A 23101-nucleotide genomic window follows, 5' to 3' on the forward strand; every position below is an offset into this window, starting at 1 on the left:
TTCGCTTTGGGCGAAATGATAAGGCCCGATACGACTGTATCGGGCCTTTTTTATCGGAGGGATCCCCTTGCTGATTAATGGAATACCGACAGAAGCAGTGTCCGCCCGGGATCGAGGGCTGACATACGGGGACGGCCATTTCACCACCATGCTGGTGAAGCAGGGTGAAGTGGTCTGGTGGCCGGCACACCTCGCCAGGTTGCATCATGCCTGCGCCAAACTGGGGTTTGCTGAGCTTCCCTGGGATAGCCTGGCCGCCGAAGTGGCGCAAGTGGCAGCAGGGCAGACGCAGGCTGTCGCCAAGATAGTGCTGACCCGTGGCAGTGGGGGACGGGGCTATGACGGCGCGGGATGCAATACGCCTACCCGCATTGTCTCCCTGGCGCCATACCCGGCGCACTATCTTGACTGGCAGCAAAACGGCATCGCGGCCCTGGTCTGTCAGCAGCAGCTTGGTGATGCTCCCATGCTGGCAGGGCTCAAGACCCTGGGTCGTCTGGAACAAGTTCTGCTCAAAAGCGAACTTGCCGCGCGGGGCGGAGTCGAAGGTATAGTCTTGAACAGCCGTGGATTTCTGGTAGAAGGGGTCAGTGCAAATCTGTTTTGGCGCCGTGGCAAGACGGTGTTCACACCGGATCTCGCCCGCGCCGGGATCGATGGCATCATGCGCAAGCGCGTGATCATGATGCTTAAACAGATGGGTATTGAACTGCGTGTCGTGGAGGCTCCGCTGGAGTCACTGTGGCAGGCCGAAGAAGTCTGGTTGACCAATACCCTGATGGGCATAGTGCCGGTCACCAGCATTGGGGATATGCACTATCCCAGCCCGGTATTGATCCGCCGTTTACAGGAGCGTTTGGTCATTGAAGTTTAATCGGCTCTACACCCTGCTCGCGGGGGCAGCCCTGACCGTTGCCGTCGCCGGGGGGTATGTATATTACAAATGGCAAGAGGTGGAGACGCTCACCAACAAGGGGCCGACGCGCCTCTTTACCGTCGAAAAAGGCGCCCATGCGGCGCGCCTGATTGCCGAACTGGGGGAGGGAGAAACCAGCCCCTGGGCGGTGCGGCTCTGGCTGCGTGGCCACCCTGAACTGGTCGCCATCAAGTCTGGTACCTATGAGATCAAGGAAGGGGCCCCGCTCAAGGAGACCCTCTCCCTGTTTGCTTCCGGCAAGGAATTTCATTTCAGCCTGACCTTTGTCGAGGGTTCCCGTTTCGAAGACTGGTTGAAACAGCTCTCGAGCGCTCCTTACCTGGAGCGGCTGACCGTGGAGCAGAGCGAGACTGAGCTGGCGCAAGAGCTTGGCATCGACAACGGCAAGCTGGAGGGCTGGTTCCTGCCGGAAACCTACGCCTACACCACCCATGCCAGCGACATCTCCATCCTGCGCCGTGCCTATCAGGACATGAAAACCTTCCTGCAGGAGAACTGGGAGAAGCGTCAAGCCGATCTGCCCTACAAGACGCCCTATGAGGCGCTCATCATGGCCTCCATCATCGAAAAGGAGACGGGCCAACCGGACGAGCGGGCGCAGATCGCTTCCGTGTTCGTCAATCGGCTGCGCCTTGGCATGAAGCTGCAGACCGACCCCACCGTCATCTACGGGGTGAAGGACAGGTACGATGGCAACATCCGCCGTAGCGATCTCACCGATGTGAACCCCTACAACACCTATGTGATCGATGGCTTGCCGCCGACCCCCATCGCCATGCCGGGCAAGGCCTCCATCGAGGCGGCGCTCAACCCCAAGTCGACCGACTATCTCTATTTCGTCGCCAAGGGGGGCGGGGCCCACTATTTCTCCAAGACCCTCGATGAACACAATCGGGCGGTTCGCGAATACATATTGAAGAAACCCTAATGTCTAAATTTATCGTGATTGAAGGACTGGAAGGGGCAGGGAAGAGCTCCGCGGTGCGCTATGTGACCGACTATCTCCATGCCCACGGCATCGACAGGATTGAGTGCACCCGTGAACCGGGTGGCACCCCTCTGGCGGAGCGGATGCGCGCTATTGTCAAGGAGGTGCACGACGAGCGCCTCACTGTCGAAGCCGAATTGCTGCTGATGTATGCCTCCCGGGTGCAGCTCGTGGAGACCCGGATCAAGCCGGCACTGGCCGAGGGCATCTGGGTAGTCGGTGATCGCCACGATCTCTCCTCCCAGGCCTATCAGGGGGGCGGTCGCGGCATAAATGCCCAGCTCATTGGCGCCATCAAGCAGGCGGTACTCGGGGACTTCAAGCCGGATTTGACCCTCTACCTCGATATCGATCCCGCCCTCGGTCTGCAACGAGCACGCCATCGCGGTGAGCTCGACAGGATTGAGCTGGAGCAACTCAGTTTCTTTGAGCGCACCCGCGCCCGCTACCTGGAACTCGCGGCCAAGGATGACACCATCCTGGTGATCGATGCGAGTCAGACGCCGGATCGGGTCAAGGCCGCCATCGAGGCAGCACTGGCCGACTACCTGAAAGATGAGTCCCCATGTATCCCTGGCTGATCCCGGACTGGCATGCCCTGAGCCAGACGGCCCAGGCCGGCCGTCTGGGCCACGCCTGGCTGCTGCTCGGGGATCCCGGCCTTGGCAAGGAGCAGCTTGCAGAACGATTGGCGCGCCTGCACCTCTGCCAGCAGCCGGATCGCGGTGAACCCTGCGGTCACTGCCACGCCTGTCAATTGTTCGACAAGGGCCATCATCCGGATCTCGGCACCATTAGCGCCGACAGCAAGAGCATAGGGGTCGAGGCCATCCGCGAGATCTGCGGCCGCCTGCAGAGCACTTCCCAGCTGGGGCGCGGCAAGGTGGTGATCATTCCGGACGCGGAGCGGATGACGGAGTCCGCCGCCAACGCCCTGCTGAAAACCCTGGAAGAGCCGGCCGGCGACAGTCTGCTGTTGCTGATCGCATCTCAAGTTTCTCGCCTGCTGCCCACCATCCTCAGCCGTTGTCACAAGCATGTCTGTCAGCTGCCGACGGAGGGGGAAACCCTGCGCTGGCTGAGTGAACAGGGCCATCAGGCCACTCAGGCCCAGGTGCGGATCTGTCAGGGGGCGCCGCTTCGGGTGCTGGGCTATATCGAAGAACAGCAAGACAGTGCACGCCGGGATCTGTTGGAGAGTTTCGTCTCCCTGTCACAGACGCCGACCCGGGCGGCGAGTGTCTGCTCCCAGCTGGCACAGGAGAGCCAGATCAGGTTGCACTGGTTGCAACTCTTCCTGTGCGATGCCCTCAAGACCCAGGCGGGCTGTGGTCATCACCAGCTGGCGATGCCGGATCTGGCCGCCCTCAGCGAGCAGCTGGCACAGCTGCACTCCAGCGAAAGATTGCTGGAGGCGGAGCAGCAGCTCGTCGCCCTGAAAGCGGCCTGCCAGCCGGGCCAGCTCTCCAATCCCACCATCCATCTGATGAACTGGCTCAATCGCTGGTTATGACAAGTTACAAGGTTGTCTATGTTACTCGTTGATTCCCATTGCCATCTCGACCGTCTCAGCTATGGCAGCAAGCAGACCGACATGGCCGATGTCTTGGCCAAGGCCGCGAAACTGGAGGTGGGATATTTTCTCTGCGTCAGCGTGACCCAGGCACAGTTCCCGACCATGCTGGCGGCGATCGCCCCTTATCCCCAGGTGTTTGCCTCCTGTGGCGTCCATCCGCTCAATCAGGATCCCGGGGTGGATGCCGCCTTGCTGTTGACGCAGGCGGCGGATGAAAGAGTGGTGGCCATAGGCGAAACCGGGCTCGACTACTTCTATTCGCCGGAAAACAAGGAGGTGCAGCAGGCATCCTTCCGGGAACATATCCGGGTAGCCCGGGCATTGAACAAGCCCCTCATCATCCATACCCGGGATGCCCAGCAAGACACCCTGCAGATCATGCGCGAAGAGGGGGCCGAACAGGTGGGGGGCGTGCTGCACTGTTTCACCGAATCGCTAGAGATGGCCGAGGCCGCCATGGAGATGGGCTTTTACATCTCCATCTCGGGGATAGCCACCTTCAAGAATGCCTCGGCACTGCAGTCCGTGGTCAAGGCATTGCCACTGGAGCGATTGCTGATAGAGACGGACTCTCCGTATCTTGCCCCTGTTCCTCACCGGGGGAAGGAGAACGAGCCCGCCTTCGTACGAGACGTCGCGCAATTTATTGCCGATCTACGGCAGATATCGCTGGCCGAATTGGCAGAGGCCACCAGCCACAATTTCTTTGAGCTATTCAAGCTGGCTAAAAAATAATCCCAAGGAGCCCCGACAGACGGGGCTCTTTATTTAAAATCATCAGCCCGATTACCCACGGCAATATCAACCACCCGCCTCGTTATCTCTCACCCGTATCCGATAGGGATCCATCTTCTGGATAACGTCTTTTCCGGATATAGAGTAAGCCTGTTTATTATCTCCGCGAGGTTGGAGGCATTGAATCAATACTCTTTAAGTATCGATAATATTCATTATCGATACTTGATGGATCGGAAAGATCCTGTAAGATCCTCCTAAACTCCATATCGAATCATAGACTTACGTGACCTATCCAACCATTTCACCACCTGTTCATCAGTCACTGCAGGCGGTATTCGATCCTGCACTCAATAGCCGGGCGCGGCGTTTCCTGCGCAGCGCAAAAGCGGATTCCACCCTCAATGCCTATCAGGCAGACACCCGTATCTTCGTATTCTGGTGCCAGTTGCATGGACTTGATCCGCTGCAAACCAGCCATCACGACATCATGAACTTTCTGGCGGATCAGGCTGACGGCATATTGGCCGACTGGGTATGGCTGGATAAAGAGGAGGGGAAGGGGGAGCTGCGCAACGGGGAGCCTCGAAAACCGGCCACCCTGGTGCGGCGGCTCGCCGGTATCCGCTATGCCTTCAAGCAGAAGGGCATTCATCCCATGCCGACCGAGCATGCGGAAATAAAGGAGATGATGCGGGGCATAGTGCGCCTCGGGGATAACCGCAAACGCAAGACGGGAGCCCTGACTCTGCAACCCCTGACCCAGGTGCTCGACGAGATAGACACTTCCACCCTGGCGGGGCTGCGGGACCACACCCTGCTGCTTTTGATGTTCAGCGGCGCCCTGCGCCGCTCAGAAGCAGCTCGTATCGAGGTGAGCGATCTCGACTTCGTGGGGCAGGGGATCCGGCTACGGCTCAAGCCGAGCAAGCATCAACTCCATGAAACCGAAATCGCGCTCATCCCCGGCAAGCACTATTGCACGGTAACCGCCCTTGGCCGCTGGTTGAAAGCGAGCCGCATAAGCCAGGGTCCGCTGTTTCGCCGCATGACCCGCTGGGGGCAGCTCACCGCAGATCCCCTGGGCCCGCAAGGCATCAACCTGATGATCAAGCGGCGAACCGGCCAGGTCATCGACGATCTCTATGTCAGTGGCCACAGCCTGCGCCGAGGCTTCATCACCTCGGCGGTGACCGCGGGCAAGCCCATGAACAAGATCATCGAGGTGACACGGCACAAGGACATGCGTACCCTGCAGGAGTATTTCGACGATGCGCACAAGTTCTCCGATCATGCCCTCGCTGGCTTACTGTAAAATAACCGCGTCTAGGTATTTTTTATGTTAAATACCATCCGATTGATTTGATGATATATTTATCGCACTCCGACGCAGTGCCGGTGAAGGGAAAAGAGCCGGGCACAGACGGCGGCTCTCACCCCTGGCAAGGGAGAGTCTCATCCTGCCGAATAGAATGAGAGATAACAAACCAGGAACTCTTAGTTAGCAAGGTCATATGAGCCAGGAAATGAAGATGAATGTGGCGCAAGACAATGCCGAGCGGCAACGCCAACACGTGAAACGCAAGCAGGAAACCCACAGCAGGCTGCAATGCTGGATCAGCAATCGCCATGCCCAGCGGTTGCAAGAACTCGGTCTGCACCTGGAGGACAATCAGGCCTCCCTCATCGAGCAGGCGATCGATCTGCTTTACCAGCACGAGCTGGTGCCCCAGGGGCGATCGGAGAAAGCACTCGCGGAGATCAGCGAATAAAAAAAGCCAGGTACGAATTCCTTGTACCTGGCATAGGGGAATTGGCTCCTTGCAGAGCCGTGCGCTAATTGATATGCGGATTGCCTTAAGCTTAGACAAGGTGCGAGGCATTTCAAGAAGTGACTAAAAGTTCAACCAGAGTGTGGGTTTTCCAGACTCGAACAGGTGTCAGTCCTTGAAATGGCCGCCGGCATCTCACTCATTGAACAAGTTGTTGTCCCGCACCAGCTCACGGGGCAGGGCATTCTTGATGCGGCTCCCGACCCATTTCCCCATACCAAGCGGGTGACCTTGATAACGGACGATCACTTCCCCCGTTCCCGGGGCCAGCTCGGGCCAGACATCCCGTCCCATCATGAATTCACGCCCGTTGGCAGCATCCAGCTCGACACACCCCCGGGTGGCCAGACTGCCGTAGGCCAGTGCCCATTCGTGGGTGAGGCGATAACCCTTCTTGAAGGTTTCTGCCAGCTTGATGCCGATGCGATCGAAGCGCAGCTTGCCCTGCACCTGCTCAAAGGCGTGAGGGAAGAGCCAGATCTCGTCATTGCGACCAAACAGCTGACCCCGCGCAGCGACCCCGAAGCTCGCTTCTATCTCCTGCAACATGGGCTCGGCCTCTTTCGCCGGCAGAGGGGAGAAGGGGAACTTGCCGAGCTTGCCCGGCTTGAACATGGTGTTGGGCACTGAGTGGTGCTTGCTGATCCTGGCGACGAAGAAGCCCTCGCTGTCGAAGATCTGGGGCCAGACATGCAGGTAACCCTCGGGGGTGCAGGCTTGCCCGGCACCGGGGAAGAAAGAGGCCAGGGAGTCGACGCTCAGGGCGTCGCCGAACTTGTCTTGTAGCGACTGACAGACCGCCTGGTTCTCCTGCAGGCTCAGGGTGCAGGTAGAGTAGACCAGCACGCCACCGGGTTTGAGGGCGTGGAAGGCGCTCTCCAGCAGCCCTTGCTGCACAGCGGCAATCTCCTCGATGCTCTCGAGACTCCAGTTGCGCAGGGCATCTTCATCCTTGCGCACCGTGCCTTCCCCCGAGCAGGGGGCATCGAGCAGGATGGCATCGAAGGTTTCCGGCAACCACTGACCAAACACCTTGGCATCGAAATGGGTCATGGCCACATTGGTCACGCCACAGCGCTGGATATTGGCGCTCAGCACCTTGAGCCGGCTGCTGGAAAACTCATTGGCAACCAGCATGCCCTGGTTGTTCATCAGGGCCGCTACCTGGGTGGTCTTTGAGCCGGGCGCCGCCGCCGCATCCAGCAGCATGCCATCGTGCTTTATCCGCTCGCTGGCAAAGAGCGCCGTCACCGGCAGCATGGAGCTCGCCTCCTGGATGTAGAAGAGGCCGCACAGGTGCTCGGCAGTGTTGCCAAGGGGCACGCTCTCGTCGGCCCGGGTCAGCCAGAAGCCGGTTTCGCACCAGGGCACGGGATCCAGCTGCCAGCCCAGTGACGCCATGCGTGTCACGAAGTCGGGCACGGAGATCTTGAGGGTGTTGACCCGGATGCTGCGCCGCAGCGGCCGCCGACAGCTCGCCACGAACGCATCCATGGAGAGGTGGGTCGGCATGATGTCCGCGATATGACGCAGGAAGTGTTCGGGAAGGTAGGTATTGTCGTGCACAGTGCCGTCTCGCTGACCCAAAAGAGGGGCGACATAGTACCACAGGGGTCGGAATATTCTGAATGGGCGATGGGTAAAACGAACAAGCCCGGCACTGGGCCGGGCTTGGGTCAAAGGGTCAGGGGAGCATCAGGGCTGGATGCGGGGGCTCCACTCCAGCCACTCCTTCTCCGCCTTGCCATGAAGCGGGTAGCTGTGGCCGGCCTTGACGGTCGGCCCCATCTCCCGCTCCGGGGTGTTGAAGGCGATGCCGCCGGCCAGCAGGCTCTGCACTGTTTCCACCTCTATGGTGCCGCCGGTCAGGCCGATGTCGGCCTTGACTCCGGACACGTTCCAGAAGCGGCTGTTGGCGCGCACCAGGTGAGCGTAATTCCTGTCGACGTTCACCTCGAACAGCACCTCGCTGCCATCACGGGCCAGCGCCACACCGCTGACGCTACCCACCACCATCTTGCGAAACAGCAGGGGGCTGCCGACGCTGATGCCGTTCACGGAGGGGCTCTTGAGGGTCAGGGCCAATCCGATGGGGGCGCTCAGACTCAAGGGGAAGTGCTCCTTGCCCGCGCCCTGGCCCGGGCTTGCCTCCACGAAGGCGCCCTTGATCAGGGTGTCCAGATGGGAGACGCCCCCCAGCCCAAGCTTGGCCTGCACCAGGGTGTAGCGTGCTCCGCTCTGCAGGAAGCGGGCGGCATACTGCCCATCCAGCTCGGCCTTGAAACGCACCTGGCCCAAGGTGGGATCCAGCTCAACCTGCTCCACCTTGCCGATGTCCACACCGCGATAACGGATGGGGCTGCCCACTCCGAGTCCGGGGTTGCTGTCGGCGGTCAGGGTGAGGGTGCGGACCTGGGTACTGGCCTGCGCCTTGCTGTCAAACAGCTGATGGCTGCTGCGGCCGGTGCCGAGCAGGTCAAACTCGATGGCACCCCGCAGCAGGGTGGCGAGGTTTCCCATCTTGACCTGCACGCCGTCGAGCCGGATCTTGCCCTCGATGGCCGCCTTCTTCCAGAACTGGGGCTGCTGCCTGAGCAGGGGCGCATAGACGGCGTCGATCTCCAGGGTGATGGCCACCCCGCGTTCCTCGGCTTTCAACGCCTTGACCTTGCCCGCCTCCAACCCCAGATAGAGGACGGGGGAACCCACGCCAATCCCGTCTGCTTGCTCGGCGTGCAGTGTCCAGCGCTCGGGTTGGGCGTTGCGACTACCGAGCAGGGCCAGTTCCTCGCTCGGATAGAGGCGGTCGATACGATCCCCCCCGGCAGCCTGGACCAGCTTGATCCCACCCGCCAGCCAGGCACTTGCCGGGCTGGTCTCCACCTTGACGCCGCTCAGATCGGCCTGGACCTGCAAAGGGGATGCGCGATAGAAACGGGCCCGTTTCAGCAGATGTTGATAGCGCTCATTCACCACCAGGCTGACGCTGGCATTGCCGCTGGTATCCAGGGTCAGCGCCCCCAGCTGGCCTATCTGCAACCCCTTGAACCAGAGCGGTGCACTCTCGTTCAACCCGGCGAGATCGTCCGCCTGCAGGGTGAGCTTGATCCCGCTGATCTGGGCCTGGCTCTCCAGCGCCATGGTCTTGACCTGCTCGCCCGCCACATAGTCGAGACGGATGGCCGGTCCGGTCAGCAGGCGATCCGCGTGCTTAACCCCTGTGGGGGAGAGGGAGACCGTCTCCCAGACCAGGCGGCTCTTGCCGGTCATGCGAAATGCCTGCTCGGGGTTGATCAGCGCCGTGACGACCCGGCCCTGCTCGGTCAGGCGAATGGGATCAATCCTGCCAATCTCGATCCCTTCATAGAGGATGGGCATGCCATCCTTGACGGGCAGAGAGCCCGCCTGGATGGTGATGCGCTCGCCCCGGGCCGCCTCTGCCAGCCCTTTATAAAGGGTGAAATTGAGCCCCTTTTGCGCGACAGGCGACGCTTTGGGGGAGTCGAACGCAATGCCGCCGCTCAGGATGGAGGTGAGGCTACCTGCCTCCACGCTGACGCCAGCCAGGCTGAAGGAGCCCTTGATGCCGCTGATGTTCCAGAAACGGGTATCCACCTTGACCAGGTGCTCGAAGCGCGGCTCTATCACCAGATCCAGGATCACATTCTGGTTGTCCTCTCCCAGGCGGGTATTGATGACACTGCCGACCTCGATCCCGCGGAAGTAGATCCTGGCTCCGATGCCGACCGAGCCCAGCGAATCGGCGGTCAGGTGCAGGGTCCGCCCCTGGGCCTGATAGCCGGGGGGAGGGCCGTCCAGAGCATCGAACTCATCCTCCAGCGGGTTGTTGTCACGGCCAGGTTGCAGGTTGATGTAGTTGCCGGAGACCAGGGTATCTAAACCGGAGATCTCGGTGAGGGAGGCCTTGGGGCTTACCAGCCAGAAGTCAGACCCCTTGCGAATGAGCGGGCGGGCACGGCTGTCGACCTTGGCGAGCACGGCTATCTTGCGACCGTCCTGAGCCAGCTCCAGTTCCTGAACCACCCCGATGGCCACCCCCTGATAACGCAATTGGGTCTTGCCCGGCAAGATGCCGTTACCCTGGGCAAAGTTGATGCGAATGAGCTGACCACTGGTTGTCCACTGCTGGTAGATGAACCCCCCTGCCAGCAAGAGGGCGATGAAGGGCAACAGCCAGACTGGAGATAACCAGCGACGTTTCTCAATGACGGGTTCAGCCCCGATCATACCGACTCCTTAAGTTGGCTGTGATGCACAGCACATCCGATACAGAAAAAATGCATTAACGGGCCGCCTTGTCCCATAACAGACGGGTATCTAGCATCCGGGCCGACATCATGGTGAGGATCACCACGCCGGCAAAGGCGGTTGCCCCAGGCCCGGCCCGTACGTTGAGCAAGACCCCGCGGTCCACCAGAGCCACCATCAGCGAGATCACGAACAGATCCAGCATGGACCAGCGACCGATGAAATCGATGATGCGATACATGATGAGCTGACGCTTGCGCCGCACCGGTTTGCTGCGTTGCAACTGCCAGCAGATCCAGCCCAGCCCCAGTATCTTGCCGATGGGGACTATGATGCTCGCAGTCAGCACTATGGTAGCGATGCCCGACATCTTGCTGCGATAGAGCGCAATGATACCGCTGAAAATGGTATCGGACTGCAGTAATCCCTTGTTGTAGAAGTGGGTGATGGGCAGCAGGTTCGCGGGCAGCAACATGAAGCTGGCGAGCGCCAGCAGCCCCCATGACCAGGCGAGCGAATGGGGGATCCGCATCTGCAAAGGGCTGTGGCAGCGGGGGCAACTCATGGCGCTCTGGTAACGCACCAGTAGGCCGCAGGTGTGGCAGCGGCAAAGCCCCAGTTCACGGGCGCTGGGCGGGATCATGATCCGGCTCCTGCGAGGCGTTTTGTAGCGGTATCTTCTCCCAATAGGGGGCAGGATCAAAGAGGATCAGCAGCGTCATGTTGAGCAGCATCAAGATTCCCAGGCTGAGCAGGCCGCCCCCCAGACGCACGTCGGCGATGTCAATGAGCTTGAACAGGGCGACCATCAGACTGACGATGTAGACCTCCAGCATGGCCCAATGCCGGAACACCTCTACGGCCTTGAGCGTCGGGGCCAGTATGTGCCAGCGCTTGGCAAGGCCGGAGGCGAGCGCAAAGATGCCGAGCAGCAGCCCCACTGGCGCCAGCACTGCGCACCAGAGCACCAGGCTCGCCACCCAGAGTTCGCCCTCCCCAAACAGCATCAGAATGCCTTTGAGCAGGTTGGCATCGGAATTGACACCGGCCAGGCGCAGGTAGAGCAGGGGTTCGAAGAGGGTGGAGGGCAGCAGCAGGAAGCCGGTGATGGTGAGGGCCATCAACTGGGAAGGACGAAAGGCATAGCGACCATAGAGATGCTGGTGACAGCGAGGACAATGGGCGTGACGACGCAGGGGCAACAGCTTGCGTTCGATCAGCAAGTCACACGCCGGGCAGACGATCACGGAGTGGGGATCCGACATACGATTCAACCTGTTGAAGGAATTGATAAAATTTACCCTAAAACACCTTCGCTGTCTTGCCGGAGCTCCGTCTCTGGCCAAGAAAAGATGGCCCGGCCTGCCAACTCCCAGGGCAATAGAAAGAAACACGGGACAGAGGGCGCGTTGGCGGATCCTGAGTGATATTTGCAACACTGTATATTCATACATATACTTGCAGTCACTATCATGAGGAGTACGCCACTATGGCCGTTGAGATCAAGTATGTTGTCGTGCGTGGGGGAGTGGAGAAGATGACCTTTGCCAGCAAGAAAGAGGCGGATGCCTATGACAAGCTGCTGGATACCGCCGATGAACTGATGACGCTGCTGGCCGGAGCGCCTGTCCAGCTGGCGCCCGAGCAGCAGGAGAGCCTGGCCTTTTACCTGGCCGAGCAGCGGGATCTGCTGCAAAACGTGCTGCGCGGTGGCAAGGGGCAGGGGATCAGCCCCAAGGAAGACAAGGTGGACGCCGAGAAGCCCAAGGGAAAATCCCTCAAGAGCGTAGCCTGACAAGGAAAGGACGGGGCAGGGCATCCAGCCCTGAGCCCCGCACCACAATATTCATGCAGGGCCCATTTCCAGTCATTCTTGTCGCTATTTACCCCGAGGAATCTCCAACAAGAGTGCATATTCATTGAATAAATACCGTGTTCCATCTTGACCGGTGTCTGTCAGGAGACCCTCGACGACACATCCTCGCGCCATCTGGTATCCCCTGATGCCGATAACCCCATTTATCGGCATCAGGATTGCGCGGCACCGGGCCAGCCTCACTCAACAAGACTCACAAGCACCATCATGACTCATCCGTCACTGCCGCCCGCCATGCCGCTGTTCGATAATCTGCTCCATCTGGAGGCGGGCAACCCCCAGGTCAACCAGTATCTGGCCACCCTCAGCCTGGGCAATGTCCCCGATGCCGGCCTCGTCTATGAGCTGACCGTCGACTGGCTGCTGGAGCAACGCCACAGCGAGAACAACTACAAGACCTACCGCAGCGAGCTGACCACCTTCCTGCATTGGTGTTTCTGCGAAGTGGCCATCAGCCCCAAGGACCTCACCAGGCGCATCATGATGCGCTACCTCGACTACTGCCAGGCACCGCCACAGGCGCTGATCGCATACCGAAACGTAGCCCAGTTCGTGCTCGACAAGGAGTGGGGAGAGCGGCTGCCCAACCCCTTGTGGCGACCGTTTCTCGGCAAGCGGGAACTGGGCCGCGAGCTGCCATATCGCCTGAGCGAGCAAGCGATGAAAACCAAGCTCGCCATACTGTCGGCCTTCTTTCAATTCCTGATCCAGGAGGAGTACATAGACCGCAATCCAGCACTCTTGCTGCAACGGGTAAAGCGGCCGAACAGCCAGGACGCCGGTGAAGAGGCCCAGTCCTTTACCGAATTGCAGTGGTCCTATGTGATGCAGGCTGCCGAACAGCTGGCAACCGAATGCCCGGCCCAGCATGAACGCAGCCGGTTTCTCATCTGCCTCATGTACGCCTGTTATCTGCGTATCTCCGAGGTGGCGGCCAGACCGGGCTTCAGCCCCGTCATGAGCCAGTTTCGCCGCGACAGCAAGACCGGGGTCTGGGGTTATGACATACCGCGCAGCAAGGGTGGCAAACGCCGCACAGTGGCCGTCTCACAAGCCTTGCTGGATGCATTGGCACGCTATCGCACCTTTCTTGGGCTCTCGCCGCTGCCAGCCCCGGGCGAACAGACGCCGCTCTTCGTGCGCCACAAGGCGGCCGCCCATGGCCGTGAGCAAGGCGAGCTCAATGCCAATCTCGGCATCCGCCAACTGCGGGACCTGGTGATGGCGGTCTTCGAGCATGCCGCCAACCTGGCCGAGCAGGATGGCTTTGCTCAGGATGCCGCCGAGATGCGCACCCTGACGCCACACTCCATCCGCCATACCGGCATCACCCACGACATCAATCTGCATGGCCGGCCGCTGTCACACGTGCAAGCCGACGCTGGACACGACAGCATAGACACCACCTCCAAATACCTGCACACCGGCAACATCGAGCGGCACGAGAGTGCCAACCATAAGCCTCTGAATCTCCTGCATGAATGAGTGCCGGTACGCAGACTGCGCAAAAAGCATCAGTGTATCGGCCAAGTGTCAGATTGCGGGAAAATATGCCTGCCAGTCACCCATCAACCTAACCGCGCATAATGTCGCGTTTAGGGGAGCCCGCAGAATTCGGAAAAAATCGTACGCTAAGGTTTTCCGGGCATCCGTAAGGGCCGAAACTTCCCGTCTTCCAGTCTGCGGCTCTGCCGCCAGACGTAATCGCCGGTTAGGTTGATGTGCTCCCAGCCCAGCGGCGACAGGAATTGCAGCAGCTCGCCGTCCACCGGCTTGCCGGCCTCGACCAACCCCTGGGTGGCGCGTTCCAGGTACACCGTGTTCCACAGCACGATAGCCGCCGTCACCAGGTTGAGGCCGCTGGCCCGGTAGCGCTGCTGCTCGAAGCTCCGATCCCTGATTTCCCCAAGGCGGTTGAAGAACACCGCCCTGGCCAGCGAGTTGCGCGCCTCACCTTTGTTCAGGCCGGCATGCACGCGGCGGCGCAGTTCAACACTTTGCAGCCAGTCCAGGATGAACAGCGTGCGCTCGATCCGGCCCAGCTCGCGCAGGGCGACAGCCAGGCCGTTCTGACGCGGATAGCTGCCGAGCTTGCGCAGCATCAGCGAGGCGGTAACGGTGCCCTGCTTGATCGAGCTGGCCAGGCGCAGGATGTCGTCCCAATGAGCGCGCACGTGCTTGATGTTCAGGGTGCCACCGATCAGCGGGCGCAACGTCGGGTAGGCTTGCACGCCCTGCGGCACGTACAGCTTGGTTTCGCCGAGGTCGCGGATGCGCGGCGCGAAGCGGAAGCCTAGCAGGTGCATCAGGGCAAAGACGTGATCGGTGAAGCCGGCCGTGTCGGTGTAGTGCTCCTCGATCCGCAGGTCGGACTCGTGGTACAGCAGGCCGTCGAGCACATAGGTGGAATCGCGGACGCCGACATTCACCACGCGTGTGCTGAACGGCGCGTATTGGTCGGAGATGTGGGTGTAGAACAGCCGTCCTGGCTCGCTGCCGTACTTCGGGTTGACGTGCCCGGTGCTTTCGCCCCGGCCGCCCGCGCGGAAGCGCTGGCCATCGGAGGACGAGGTGGTGCCATCGCCCCAGTGGGCGGCAAAGGCATGGCGGTACTGGTGGTTGACCAACTCAGCCAGGGCCGCCGAGTAGGTTTCGTCGCGGATGTGCCACGCTTGCAGCCAGGACAGCTTGGCGTAGGTCAGTCCGGGGCTCGACTCGGCCATCTTGGTCAGCCCGAGGTTGATTGCATCACCGAGAATCGCGGACAGCAGCAACGTCCGGTCTTTGGCCTCGGCCCCGTCCTTCAGGTGGGTGAAGTGGCGGCTGAAGCCCGTCCAGTCGTCCACGTCCATCAGCAGTTCGGTGATCTTGATGCGCGGCAGTAACTGACTGGTCTGGTCGATCAGCGCCTGCGCCCGATCCGGCACCGCCGCATCTAGCGGGGTGATCTTCAACCCGGACTCGGTGAGGATGGCATCGGGCAGCTCGTTGTCCTTGGCCAGGCGGGCGACAGTGGCCAACTGCTCGTCCAGCAGCTGCAAGCGCTCTTCCAGATACTGGTCGCTGTTCGGGTTGATCGCCAGCGGCAGGGCCTGTTCCCGCTTGAGCGCGGCGAACTTCTCGGCCAGCAGCAGGTAGTCGTCGAAGTCGCGGAACTGCCGCGAGCCCTTGACCCAGATGTCGCCGGAGCGCAGGGCGTTCTTCAGCTCGGACAGGGCGCAGATTTCGTAGAAGCGCCGGTCGAGGCCTTCCGGGGTGATCACCAGTGGCTTCCAGCGCGGCTTGATGAAGGCGGTGGGAGCATCGGCCGGCACCTTGCGCAGGTTGTCGGCGTTCATCTCGCGCAGCGTCTGCACGGCTGCCAGCACGCCCTGCGCGGCCGGGGCGGCGCGCAGCTCCAATACCTCCAGCAGAGCCGGCGTGTAGCGGCGCAGGGTGGCGAAGTTCTCGCCGACTAGGTGCAGGTGGTCGAAGCCCTCCGGCCGGGCCAGCAGCTCGGCTTCGCTGACGCTCTCGGTGAACTCGTCCCAGGGAATCACCGCCTCGATGGCGGCATAGGGGTCGCTGCCGGCTTCCTTGGCCTCCAGCAGCGCCTGGCCGATCTTGGAGTACAGGCGCACCTTGTCGTTGATCGCCTTGCCCTGCTTCTGGAACTGCTGCTGATGCTTGTGCTTCGCGCCGCTGAACAGCTTGACTAGGATGCGGTCGTGCAGATCCACCAGCTCATCAATCACGGTTGCAGTGCTCTCCAGCACCACGGCGGCCAGGGTCGCATAGCGCCGCTGCGGCTCGAACTTGCCGAGGTCTTTGGGCGTCATCTGCCCACCCTCGCGGGCCAGCTTGAGCAGGCGGTTCTGGTGGATGTGCCGGCCCAGGACTTCGGGCAAGTCCACCAGCTGAAATGTCTTCAGCCGCTCGATGTGCTCAAGCATGTGCCGAGAGTTGGGTTTCAGCGGTGCCTGGCGCAGCCAGGTCAACCAGGTGATGCTGCTGCCGGCCTTGAGCTTCAACAGCTCGTCTAGCTTGGCCCGATGCGAGTCCGTGAGCGGTTCAACCAAGGCGCGGTAGACCCGCCGATTGGCCCGCGCAATGGCTTCCGAGCAGGCCCGGTCAATCACGCTCAGCGCCGGCAGGATGCGCCGCTTCTGCCGCAGGCTCTCCAGCGCCTGACCGGCCAGCAACAAGCTCTTGTCGGTCTGCTGGGCCAGTTCGGTCAACTCACGCACCAAGGCGCGGAAGTCGGACAGGCCGAACGGGGCCAGTTGCAGGTAGGTGCGCAGCTCCAGGGCGTGCTCGCGACGGGTCACGTCGCGCTCGCCGTACTTTGCCCAGCTCGTCGGATCGGCCTGGATTTGCTTGGCCACCCACAGGATGACCGGCTCGGGCAGCTCGCTGTCAGTGCCCAGCGCGTAGCCGGGGTAGCGCAGCAGGCAGAGCTGCACGGCGAAGCCGAGGCGGTTGGCGTCGCCGCGCCGCTGACGGATCAGCGACAGGTCGGAGTCGTTGAAGGTGTAGTAGCGGATCAGGTCATCCTGGCTTTCTGGCAACGCGAGCAGGGTGCCCCGCTCCGTGGCCGAGAGGATCAAGCGACGCGGCATGTGTCAGTCGTCCGTGCGGAGGTACTGGTAGAGGGTTTCCCGGCTGATGTTGAACTCGCGGGCAAGCTGCGCCTTGGGCTCGCCGGCCGTCGCTCGCTGCCGCAGGGTAGCAGCCTGCTCATCGGACAGGGCTTTCTTGCGGCCCCGGTACGCGCCACGCTGCTTGGCCAAGGTGATGCCCTCACGCTGCCGCTCGCGGATCAGGGCGCGCTCGAACTCAGCGAAGGCCCCCATCACCGACAGCATCAGGTTGGCCATCGGCGAGTCCTCGCCAGTGAACACCAGGCCCTCCTTCAGGAACTCGATGCGCACGCCGCGTTGAGTCAGCTTCTGTACCAAGCGACGCAGGTCATCGAGGTTGCGGGCCAGCCGGTCCATGCTGTGCACCACCACTGTATCGCCTTCGCGGACGAAGCTCAGCAGCGCTTCGAGCTGGGGGCGCTGGGTGTCCTTGCCCGATGCCTTGTCGGTGAACACCTTGCTCACCTTTGTCTGTTCCAGCTGGCGTTCCGGGTTCTGGTATAAGCTGCTGACCCGGACGTAGCCGATGCGGTGCCCCTGCACGATGTCTCCTTGGTTGAAGGCGGCTTAAGTGCTCCTTCTGTTCCGTTGTGCCTCAAACCCCGTTTCTGTCAGGCTGAAATCTATGACCTTCGCAGGCATGTGTCAAAAAATGCGAAAGATGACTCTATTCTGACGAAGCGGCGCGGCCCTGCCTGACATCCAGTTAGGGTATGCCTCAGTCTGACAGTGATGAGTCGCAGGCGTTCGGATCGGCATCGGTTTCGCTCCCGGTCTTGGCGCGCGCCTGGAAGCGCTGATAGCACTCCAGCCCGCAGAAGTGCTCGACGTATTCCGCGCCTTCCGGGGTGAAGGCGGCATCGAGCGGGATTTCCTTGCAGCACACGCAGCAACTGGTGGCAGTCGGATCATTTGCATTCATGGTGGCACCCCTCCATTGACTGACGAAGACGGCGAATGCCGCCGCCGGCATCGGCTTGGCGAACAGGAAGCCTTGTCCTGTGTCGCAGTCCGCTTGTCGCAACAAATCAAGACTCGCCGATGTTTCCACGCCTTCGGCCACTACTTCCATGCCAAGCCCATGCGCAAGCTGAATCACGGTGCGCACGATGGTCTGGTCGCGGTGGTCGTTGGCGAGTCCGGCGACAAACGATTGGTCGATCTTGAGCGTGCTGATGGGGCAGCATTTCAGGTGTTGCAGGCAGGAATAGCCGGTGCCGAAGTCGTCGGCGGCGAAGCGCACACCGATCTGTCGCAAAGCTTCCAGGGCGGGGAAGATCGCCGGATCACCGAACGCAACCGATTCGGTCAGCTCAATTTCAAGATACGCGGCGGGCAACCCGGCATCGGCCAGCACGCCCTTTACCCACTTGTCGAAATCTGGCCCCACTTGGCTCGCCGCAACATTGACGGCCAGCCGGAACGGTTGCCATGCCAGCACCCGCCAGTCGCGCATTTGACGGCAGGCTGCGCCCAGCACCCATGCGCCGATTTCCGGCATCAGGCCGGACGATTCGATCACGGGCAGGAACTGGCCCGGCGGCAACAGTCCGAGCGTCGGATGACGCCAGCGCAACAGGGCTTCCGCGCCGACAATCTGCTCACTGCGCAAATCGACAATCGGCTGGTAGTGCAGCTCAAGCTGCCCGCGCTCGACCGCCTGCGCCAGTTGCGCCACTGTCCATTCAATTGGCTGGGAAGCGCTCATGATCGACCTCTGAAGGCCCGCAGCAGCCGCGTCACAGACAGGACAAACAAGCCGGTCAGCGTGAGGGCTGCAATACCCCAGTGCTCGCCGATGAACGCGCCGGCCGTCGTGCCGGCCAGCACAATGGCGAGAATCGGCAAATGACAGGGACAGGTGAGCACCGCCAGCGCACCCCACAGGTAGCCGGTGAACGGCTTGTGTGTCTCGGTCGGCAAGCGCTCGGGGCTGTTCATGGCAGACTCTCCGCTTGCTGGGCCGGCGCGGTCGGCATCGCGGCCAACTGCACTTCCAGATCGGCCAACGCTTCGCGTCGGCGTTCGACGAACTGACTCAGCACGGCAAGCTGTGCGGCTGTTTCATCGCAGTCCGCCGCATCCAGCGCCCGGCACAACCGCGCCAATGCGTCCAGGCCGATGCCCGCCTCAAAAGCGGCCCGCACAAAGCACAGCCGCTGCAAGGCGGCGTCATCGAACAAGCCGTAGCCGCCCGTGGTGCAGGCGACTGGCCGCAGCAATCCGCGCAGCAGGTAGTCGCGCACGATATGCACGCTCACCCCGGCCTCAAGGGCCAGTCGGGACACTGTGTAGGCGTTCATCGAACACCTCCTTTTCCTTATCCGGCGCAGCAGGACAGTTGCTTCACGTCCTTGCTGAAGGTCTGCGCCGCGAGCTTCAAGCCCTCGACCATCGTTAGGTAGGGGAACAACTGGTCGGCTAGTTCCTGCACCGTCATGCGGTTGCGAATGGCGAGAACAGCCGTCTGGATCAGTTCGCCCGCTTCCGGGGCCACCACCTGTACGCCAATCAGCCGTCCGCTGCCTTCCTCGATGACCAGCTTGATGAAGCCGCGGGTATCGAAGTTGGCGAGCGCACGCGGCACGTTGTCGAGCGTCAGCGTGCGGCTGTCGGTTTCGATGCCATCGTGGTGCGCTTCCGCCTCGCTGTAGCCCACGGTCGCCACTTGCGGGTCGGTGAACACCACGGCCGGCATCGCGGTCAGATTGATGGCGGCGTCGCCGCCGGTCATGTTAATGGCCGCACGAGTGCCGGCCGCTGCCGCCACATAGACGAACTGCGGCTGGTCGGTGCAGTCGCCGGCCGCGTAGATGTTCGGGCTACTGGTGCGCATGCCCTTGTCGATGACGATGGCCCCCTGCGCATTGACGGCTACCCCCGCCGCTTCCAATGCCAGGCTGCGCGTGTTCGGTGTCCGGCCGGTGGCGACCAGCAGCTTGTCGGCGCGCACTTCGCCCTGTCCAGTGGTCAGCACGAATTCGCCGTCCACATGGGCGACTTGGCTGGCTTGCGTATGTTCCAGTACCTTGATTCCTTCGGCACGGAAGGCGGCTGTGACGGCCTCGCCGATGGCAGGGTCTTCGCGGAAGAACAGCGTGCTGCGCGCAAGGATCGTGACCTGGCTACCCAGCCGGGCGAAGGCTTGCGCCAGTTCCAGCGCCACCACCGACGAGCCGATGACGGCCAGGCGTTCGGGAATGGTGTCGCTGACCAAGGCCTCGGTCGAAGTCCAGTAGGGTGACTCTTTCAGGCCCGGAATCGGCGGCATGGCCGGACTGGCACCCGTGGCGACCAGGCAGCGGTCGAACATCACGACGCGCTCACCACCCTCGTTCAAACTAACGATAAGGCTCTGGTCGTCCTTGAAACGCGCTTCACCGTGCAGAACGGTGATGGCTGAATTGCCGTCCAGGATGCCTTCGTACTTGGCATGACGGAGTTCTTCGACACGGGCCTGCTGCTGGGCCAGCAGCCGCTCGCGCAAGATCGTCGGCGGTGTGGGTGGCATGCCGCCGTCGAATGGGCTTTCCCGGCGCAGATGGGCGATGTGGGCGGCGCGGATCATGATCTTGGACGGCACACAACCGACGTTGACGCAGGTGCCGCCGATGGTGCCGCGCTCAATCAGCGTGACCTGCGCGCCTTGCTCGACGGCCTTCAGTGCTGCCGCCATCGCGGCTCCACCGCTGCCGATCACGGCGACTTGCAACGGGCGCTCGCCGCCGCTGCCCTTGTCGGCGGCACCCATCCAGCCGCGCACCTTGTCGAACAGCCCAGTGCGGTTGTCGGTCGGCGGGGCATCGGCGAGCATCGCTTTGTAGCCCAGGCCAGCCACGGCGGCGGTCAGTGCGTCCGGCGCTGTGCCTGGATCAAGGGCGAGCTGGGCCGCGCCCTTGGCATAGGACACTATGGCAGATTGGACGCCGGGTACTTTTTCCAGCGCTTCCTTGACGTGCGCCGCGCACGAGTCGCAGGTCATGCCGGTGATTTTTAGATGGGTCATGCGACAGATCCTTTTTCGTTTGTGGTAGCAGACAAGGGCGTCAGATGTGCTGCGCTGCCGTTTTCAGTGCCTCACTTCTTGACGCTGGACGGATAGCCTGCGTCTTCGGTGGCCTTGGTCAGCTTCTGCACGCTGGTCTTGGCATCATCGAAGGTGACAACCGCTTCGCGTGTCTCGAAGGTCACGTTAACTTTGCTGACGCCTTCGACCTTGGAAATCGCCTTCTTGACGGTGATCGGACAAGCGGAGCAGGTCATGCCCGGTACGGACAGCGTGACGGTCTGGGTGGCGGCCCACACGGGGGCAACAACGGCAGCGATGGCGAGAGAGGCAAACAGTTTTTTCATGATGAACTCCTGTGATTAATAGAAAAATGGCATGACGTAGGGAAATCCGAGCGCGACCAGAACCAGCGCGGCCACGACCCAGAAAATGAGCTTGTAAGTAGCGCGCACTTGGGGAATCGCACACACATCCCCTGGTTTGCAGGCTTGCGCCGGTCGGTAGATGCGCCGCCAGGCGAAAAACAGCGCCACCAACGCCGCGCCGATGAAGATCGGGCGATAAGGTTCCAACACCGTCAAGTTGCCGATCCAAGCGCCGCTGAACCCCAGGGCGATCAGAACCAGCGGCCCCAGGCAGCAAGCCGAGGCGAGGATGGCGGCTAGCCCGCCAGTGAAGAGCGCCCCGCGCCCGTTTTGAGGTTCAGACATACGCTTGTCCTTTCAAATCTGGATTGGATAGCTTAAGCTTACTTCCGTACCAATGTACGGAGTCAAGCGATATGGAAAAAAATTTGGAGAATCTGACTATTGGCGTTTTCGCCAAGGCGGCCGGGGTCAACGTGGAAACAATCCGGTTCTATCAGCGCAAGGGCTTGTTGCCGGAGCCGGACAAGCCCTATGGCAGCATCCGCCGCTATGGCGAGGCGGATGTGACGCGGGTGCGCTTCGTGAAATCAGCCCAGCGGCTCGGATTCAGCCTCGACGAGATCGCAGAGCTGCTGAGGCTGGATGACGGCACCCACTGCGAGGAAGCCAGCAGCCTGGCCGAGCACAAGCTTCAGGACGTGCGCGAAAAAATGACCGACCTGGCGCGCATGGAAACCGTGCTATCCGAACTTGTGTTCGCCTGCCATGCGCGGCAAGGGAACGTTTCTTGCCCGCTGATTGCTTCGCTGCAAGGGGAGAAAGAGCCGCGTGGTGCCGACGCGGTGTAGCCGAGGGTAGTTACGCCTTAGCGTGCTTTATTTTCCGTTTTCTGAGACGACCCCCTCCTGGTCGGCCAGCTCACCGGGCCAGCTCGCCAGCTCGTCATCGGGGAGGGCCGCCAGGATTTGCGGCAGGCTCTGCGTTCGATACGGCGGCGGCGGCAGGTCGGCGGCCGGGCCGTCGCCATCGAGGAACGCGGGGCCTTCTTCCTGGCGTTCATCATCGACGGCCGCCAGGGCGTCGGCTTCGCTCAATGCGTCCTCGGCGAACGCACCACGTCGGCGGGCCTCGGTCTTTGTCACTTCCTCGCCACGCGCCAGCGCCCGGTAAAGGGTCGAACGATGCACGGCCAGCAGCTCGGCCGCTTCCTTCACCGTCCGGCCGTCACGGTCGATCAGCTCGCGGGCGTGCTCGATCTGCGCCGGGGTGAGGGTAGGGCGCGGGCCGAACTTCACGCCTCGGGCCTTGGCCGCTTCCCGGCCGTTCCTGGTGCGGTCGATGATTAGGGAACGCTCGAACTCGGCGATGCCGGCAAACACGGTCAGAACCATGCGGCCGGCCGGGGTGGTGGTGTCGGCCCACGGCTCGGCCAGGCTGCGCAAACCCGCGCCGACCGCCTGGATACGCTCGGCAATGTCCAGCAGGTCGCGGGTGCTGCGGGCCAGGCGGTCAAGCCTGGTCACAGTCACAACATCGCCAGGGCGCAAGTGATCGAGCACGCGGGCCAGCTCGGGCCTGTCGCGCCTGGTGCCGGTGATCTTCTCGGCAAAGATGCGCGTGCAGCCTGCGGCGTGCAGCTCGGCGCGTTGGTTGGTCAAGTCCTGGTCGTCGGTGCTGACGCGGGCATATCCCAGCAGCAGGCCAGCGGCGGCGCTCTTGTCTTTCATGGCGTAATGTCTCCGGTTCTAGTCGCAAGTATTCTATTTCATGCAACTAAAACACGCGACAAAAAACGCCAGGGAAAGGGCAGGGTGGTGTCGTTTTCAGAAGACGGCTGCACTGAACGTCAGAAGCCGACTGCACTATAGCAGCGGAGGGGTTGGATCCATCAG

The 23101-nt window shown here is 61.7% G+C and carries 23 protein-coding genes; 10 read left to right on the forward strand and 13 right to left on the reverse strand.

The features are described from left to right. Positions 1 to 67 precede the first annotated feature (67 nt). From pabC to PG898_RS03590, 7 genes are all read left to right on the forward strand, one after another. Positions 68 to 874 carry an aminodeoxychorismate lyase gene (pabC, locus tag PG898_RS03560; protein WP_270823550.1) on the forward strand — a complete coding sequence of 269 codons (807 nt, stop codon included), beginning with the start codon at positions 68 to 70 and terminating at the stop codon, positions 872 to 874. Further along, positions 864 to 1865, forward strand: coding sequence for an endolytic transglycosylase MltG (mltG, locus tag PG898_RS03565; protein WP_218408542.1), 1002 nt, complete (start codon positions 864 to 866; stop codon positions 1863 to 1865). Before pabC ends, mltG begins: the two co-directional genes overlap by 11 nt. Beyond that, complete coding sequence (gene tmk / locus PG898_RS03570; RefSeq protein WP_270823552.1) at positions 1865 to 2506, forward strand: dTMP kinase; 642 nt, start codon at positions 1865 to 1867, stop codon at positions 2504 to 2506. The genes mltG and tmk overlap by 1 nt, the downstream gene beginning before the upstream one ends. Continuing rightward, positions 2491 to 3438, forward strand: a complete 948-nt coding sequence (gene holB / locus PG898_RS03575) for a DNA polymerase III subunit delta' (protein ID WP_270823554.1) — start codon at positions 2491 to 2493, stop codon at positions 3436 to 3438. The genes tmk and holB overlap by 16 nt, the downstream gene beginning before the upstream one ends. Positions 3439 to 3456: 18 nt before the next feature. Continuing rightward, a complete protein-coding gene (locus PG898_RS03580; RefSeq protein ID WP_270823555.1) occupies positions 3457 to 4236 on the forward strand; it encodes a TatD family hydrolase in 780 nt (259 codons plus the stop codon). Positions 4237 to 4522: 286 nt separating this feature from the next. Beyond that, positions 4523 to 5551, forward strand: a complete 1029-nt coding sequence (locus tag PG898_RS03585) for a site-specific integrase (protein ID WP_270823556.1) — start codon at positions 4523 to 4525, stop codon at positions 5549 to 5551. A gap of 199 nt (positions 5552 to 5750) precedes the next feature. Continuing rightward, entirely contained in the window at positions 5751 to 6008 is a 258-nt protein-coding gene (locus PG898_RS03590; RefSeq protein ID WP_268436073.1) for a RepB family protein, read from the forward strand. Positions 6009 to 6203: 195 nt separating this feature from the next. Here PG898_RS03590 and rsmF read toward each other — a convergent pair whose 3' ends face one another. From rsmF to PG898_RS03610, 4 genes are all read right to left on the reverse strand, one after another. Next, positions 6204 to 7634 carry a 16S rRNA (cytosine(1407)-C(5))-methyltransferase RsmF gene (gene rsmF, locus PG898_RS03595; RefSeq protein WP_226172877.1) on the reverse strand — a complete coding sequence of 477 codons (1431 nt, stop codon included), beginning with the start codon at positions 7632 to 7634 and terminating at the stop codon, positions 6204 to 6206. 129 nt (positions 7635 to 7763) lie between these two features. Then, a complete protein-coding gene (locus tag PG898_RS03600) occupies positions 7764 to 10316 on the reverse strand; it encodes an MlaD family protein (RefSeq protein ID WP_226172879.1) in 2553 nt (850 codons plus the stop codon). A 55-nt stretch (positions 10317 to 10371) separates the two neighbouring features. Continuing rightward, positions 10372 to 10980 (reverse strand): paraquat-inducible protein A, encoded by a 609-nt coding sequence (locus PG898_RS03605; protein ID WP_270823557.1) that lies wholly within the window; start codon positions 10978 to 10980, stop codon positions 10372 to 10374. Further along, the gene (locus PG898_RS03610) at positions 10958 to 11602 is read right to left on the reverse strand and encodes a paraquat-inducible protein A (protein WP_270823558.1); all 645 of its coding nucleotides are present in this window, start codon (positions 11600 to 11602) and stop codon (positions 10958 to 10960) included. Before PG898_RS03610 ends, PG898_RS03605 begins: the two co-directional genes overlap by 23 nt. Before the next feature lie 224 nt (positions 11603 to 11826). On the opposite strand from PG898_RS03610, the gene PG898_RS03615 reads away from it, so the two are divergent. Further along, complete coding sequence (locus PG898_RS03615; protein ID WP_139750698.1) at positions 11827 to 12132, forward strand: YebG family protein; 306 nt, start codon at positions 11827 to 11829, stop codon at positions 12130 to 12132. A gap of 288 nt (positions 12133 to 12420) precedes the next feature. Next, complete coding sequence (locus tag PG898_RS03620) at positions 12421 to 13698, forward strand: tyrosine-type recombinase/integrase (protein WP_226172882.1); 1278 nt, start codon at positions 12421 to 12423, stop codon at positions 13696 to 13698. 146 nt (positions 13699 to 13844) lie between these two features. On the opposite strand, the gene PG898_RS03625 is transcribed toward PG898_RS03620, so the two are convergent. The 8 genes from PG898_RS03625 to PG898_RS03665 form a co-directional block, all read right to left on the reverse strand. Next, a complete protein-coding gene (locus PG898_RS03625) occupies positions 13845 to 16811 on the reverse strand; it encodes a Tn3-like element TnAs1 family transposase (protein ID WP_033991895.1) in 2967 nt (988 codons plus the stop codon). 3 nt (positions 16812 to 16814) lie between these two features. Next, positions 16815 to 17375 carry a recombinase family protein gene (locus tag PG898_RS03630; protein WP_270830625.1) on the reverse strand — a complete coding sequence of 187 codons (561 nt, stop codon included), beginning with the start codon at positions 17373 to 17375 and terminating at the stop codon, positions 16815 to 16817. Positions 17376 to 17550: 175 nt separating this feature from the next. Further along, positions 17551 to 18540: a DUF3330 domain-containing protein gene (locus tag PG898_RS03640; RefSeq protein WP_010792470.1), complete on the reverse strand. Its 990-nt coding sequence runs from the start codon at positions 18538 to 18540 to the stop codon at positions 17551 to 17553. After that, a complete protein-coding gene (merE, locus tag PG898_RS03645) occupies positions 18537 to 18773 on the reverse strand; it encodes a broad-spectrum mercury transporter MerE (RefSeq protein ID WP_003090697.1) in 237 nt (78 codons plus the stop codon). The genes PG898_RS03640 and merE overlap by 4 nt, the downstream gene beginning before the upstream one ends. Further along, positions 18770 to 19135 carry a mercury resistance co-regulator MerD gene (gene merD / locus PG898_RS03650; RefSeq protein ID WP_003090698.1) on the reverse strand — a complete coding sequence of 122 codons (366 nt, stop codon included), beginning with the start codon at positions 19133 to 19135 and terminating at the stop codon, positions 18770 to 18772. The genes merE and merD overlap by 4 nt, the downstream gene beginning before the upstream one ends. Positions 19136 to 19152: 17 nt before the next feature. Continuing rightward, the gene (merA, locus tag PG898_RS03655; protein ID WP_003090700.1) at positions 19153 to 20838 is read right to left on the reverse strand and encodes a mercury(II) reductase; all 1686 of its coding nucleotides are present in this window, start codon (positions 20836 to 20838) and stop codon (positions 19153 to 19155) included. Positions 20839 to 20909: 71 nt separating this feature from the next. Beyond that, on the reverse strand, positions 20910 to 21185 hold the full coding sequence (merP, locus tag PG898_RS03660; RefSeq protein ID WP_000732290.1) for a mercury resistance system periplasmic binding protein MerP: 276 nt from the start codon (positions 21183 to 21185) through the stop codon (positions 20910 to 20912). A 15-nt stretch (positions 21186 to 21200) separates the two neighbouring features. After that, the gene (locus PG898_RS03665; RefSeq protein ID WP_001294666.1) at positions 21201 to 21551 is read right to left on the reverse strand and encodes a mercuric transport protein MerT; all 351 of its coding nucleotides are present in this window, start codon (positions 21549 to 21551) and stop codon (positions 21201 to 21203) included. A gap of 71 nt (positions 21552 to 21622) precedes the next feature. On the opposite strand from PG898_RS03665, the gene PG898_RS03670 reads away from it, so the two are divergent. Further along, on the forward strand, positions 21623 to 22057 hold the full coding sequence (locus PG898_RS03670; RefSeq protein ID WP_000414383.1) for a mercury resistance transcriptional regulator MerR: 435 nt from the start codon (positions 21623 to 21625) through the stop codon (positions 22055 to 22057). Between the two features lie 27 nt (positions 22058 to 22084). Here PG898_RS03670 and PG898_RS03675 read toward each other — a convergent pair whose 3' ends face one another. Continuing rightward, entirely contained in the window at positions 22085 to 22936 is an 852-nt protein-coding gene (locus tag PG898_RS03675; protein ID WP_010792468.1) for a recombinase family protein, read from the reverse strand. Positions 22937 to 23101: the final 165 nt, after the last annotated feature.

Source organism: Aeromonas sp. QDB31 (assembly GCF_027707605.1).
Lineage (GTDB): Bacteria > Pseudomonadota > Gammaproteobacteria > Enterobacterales > Aeromonadaceae > Aeromonas > Aeromonas media.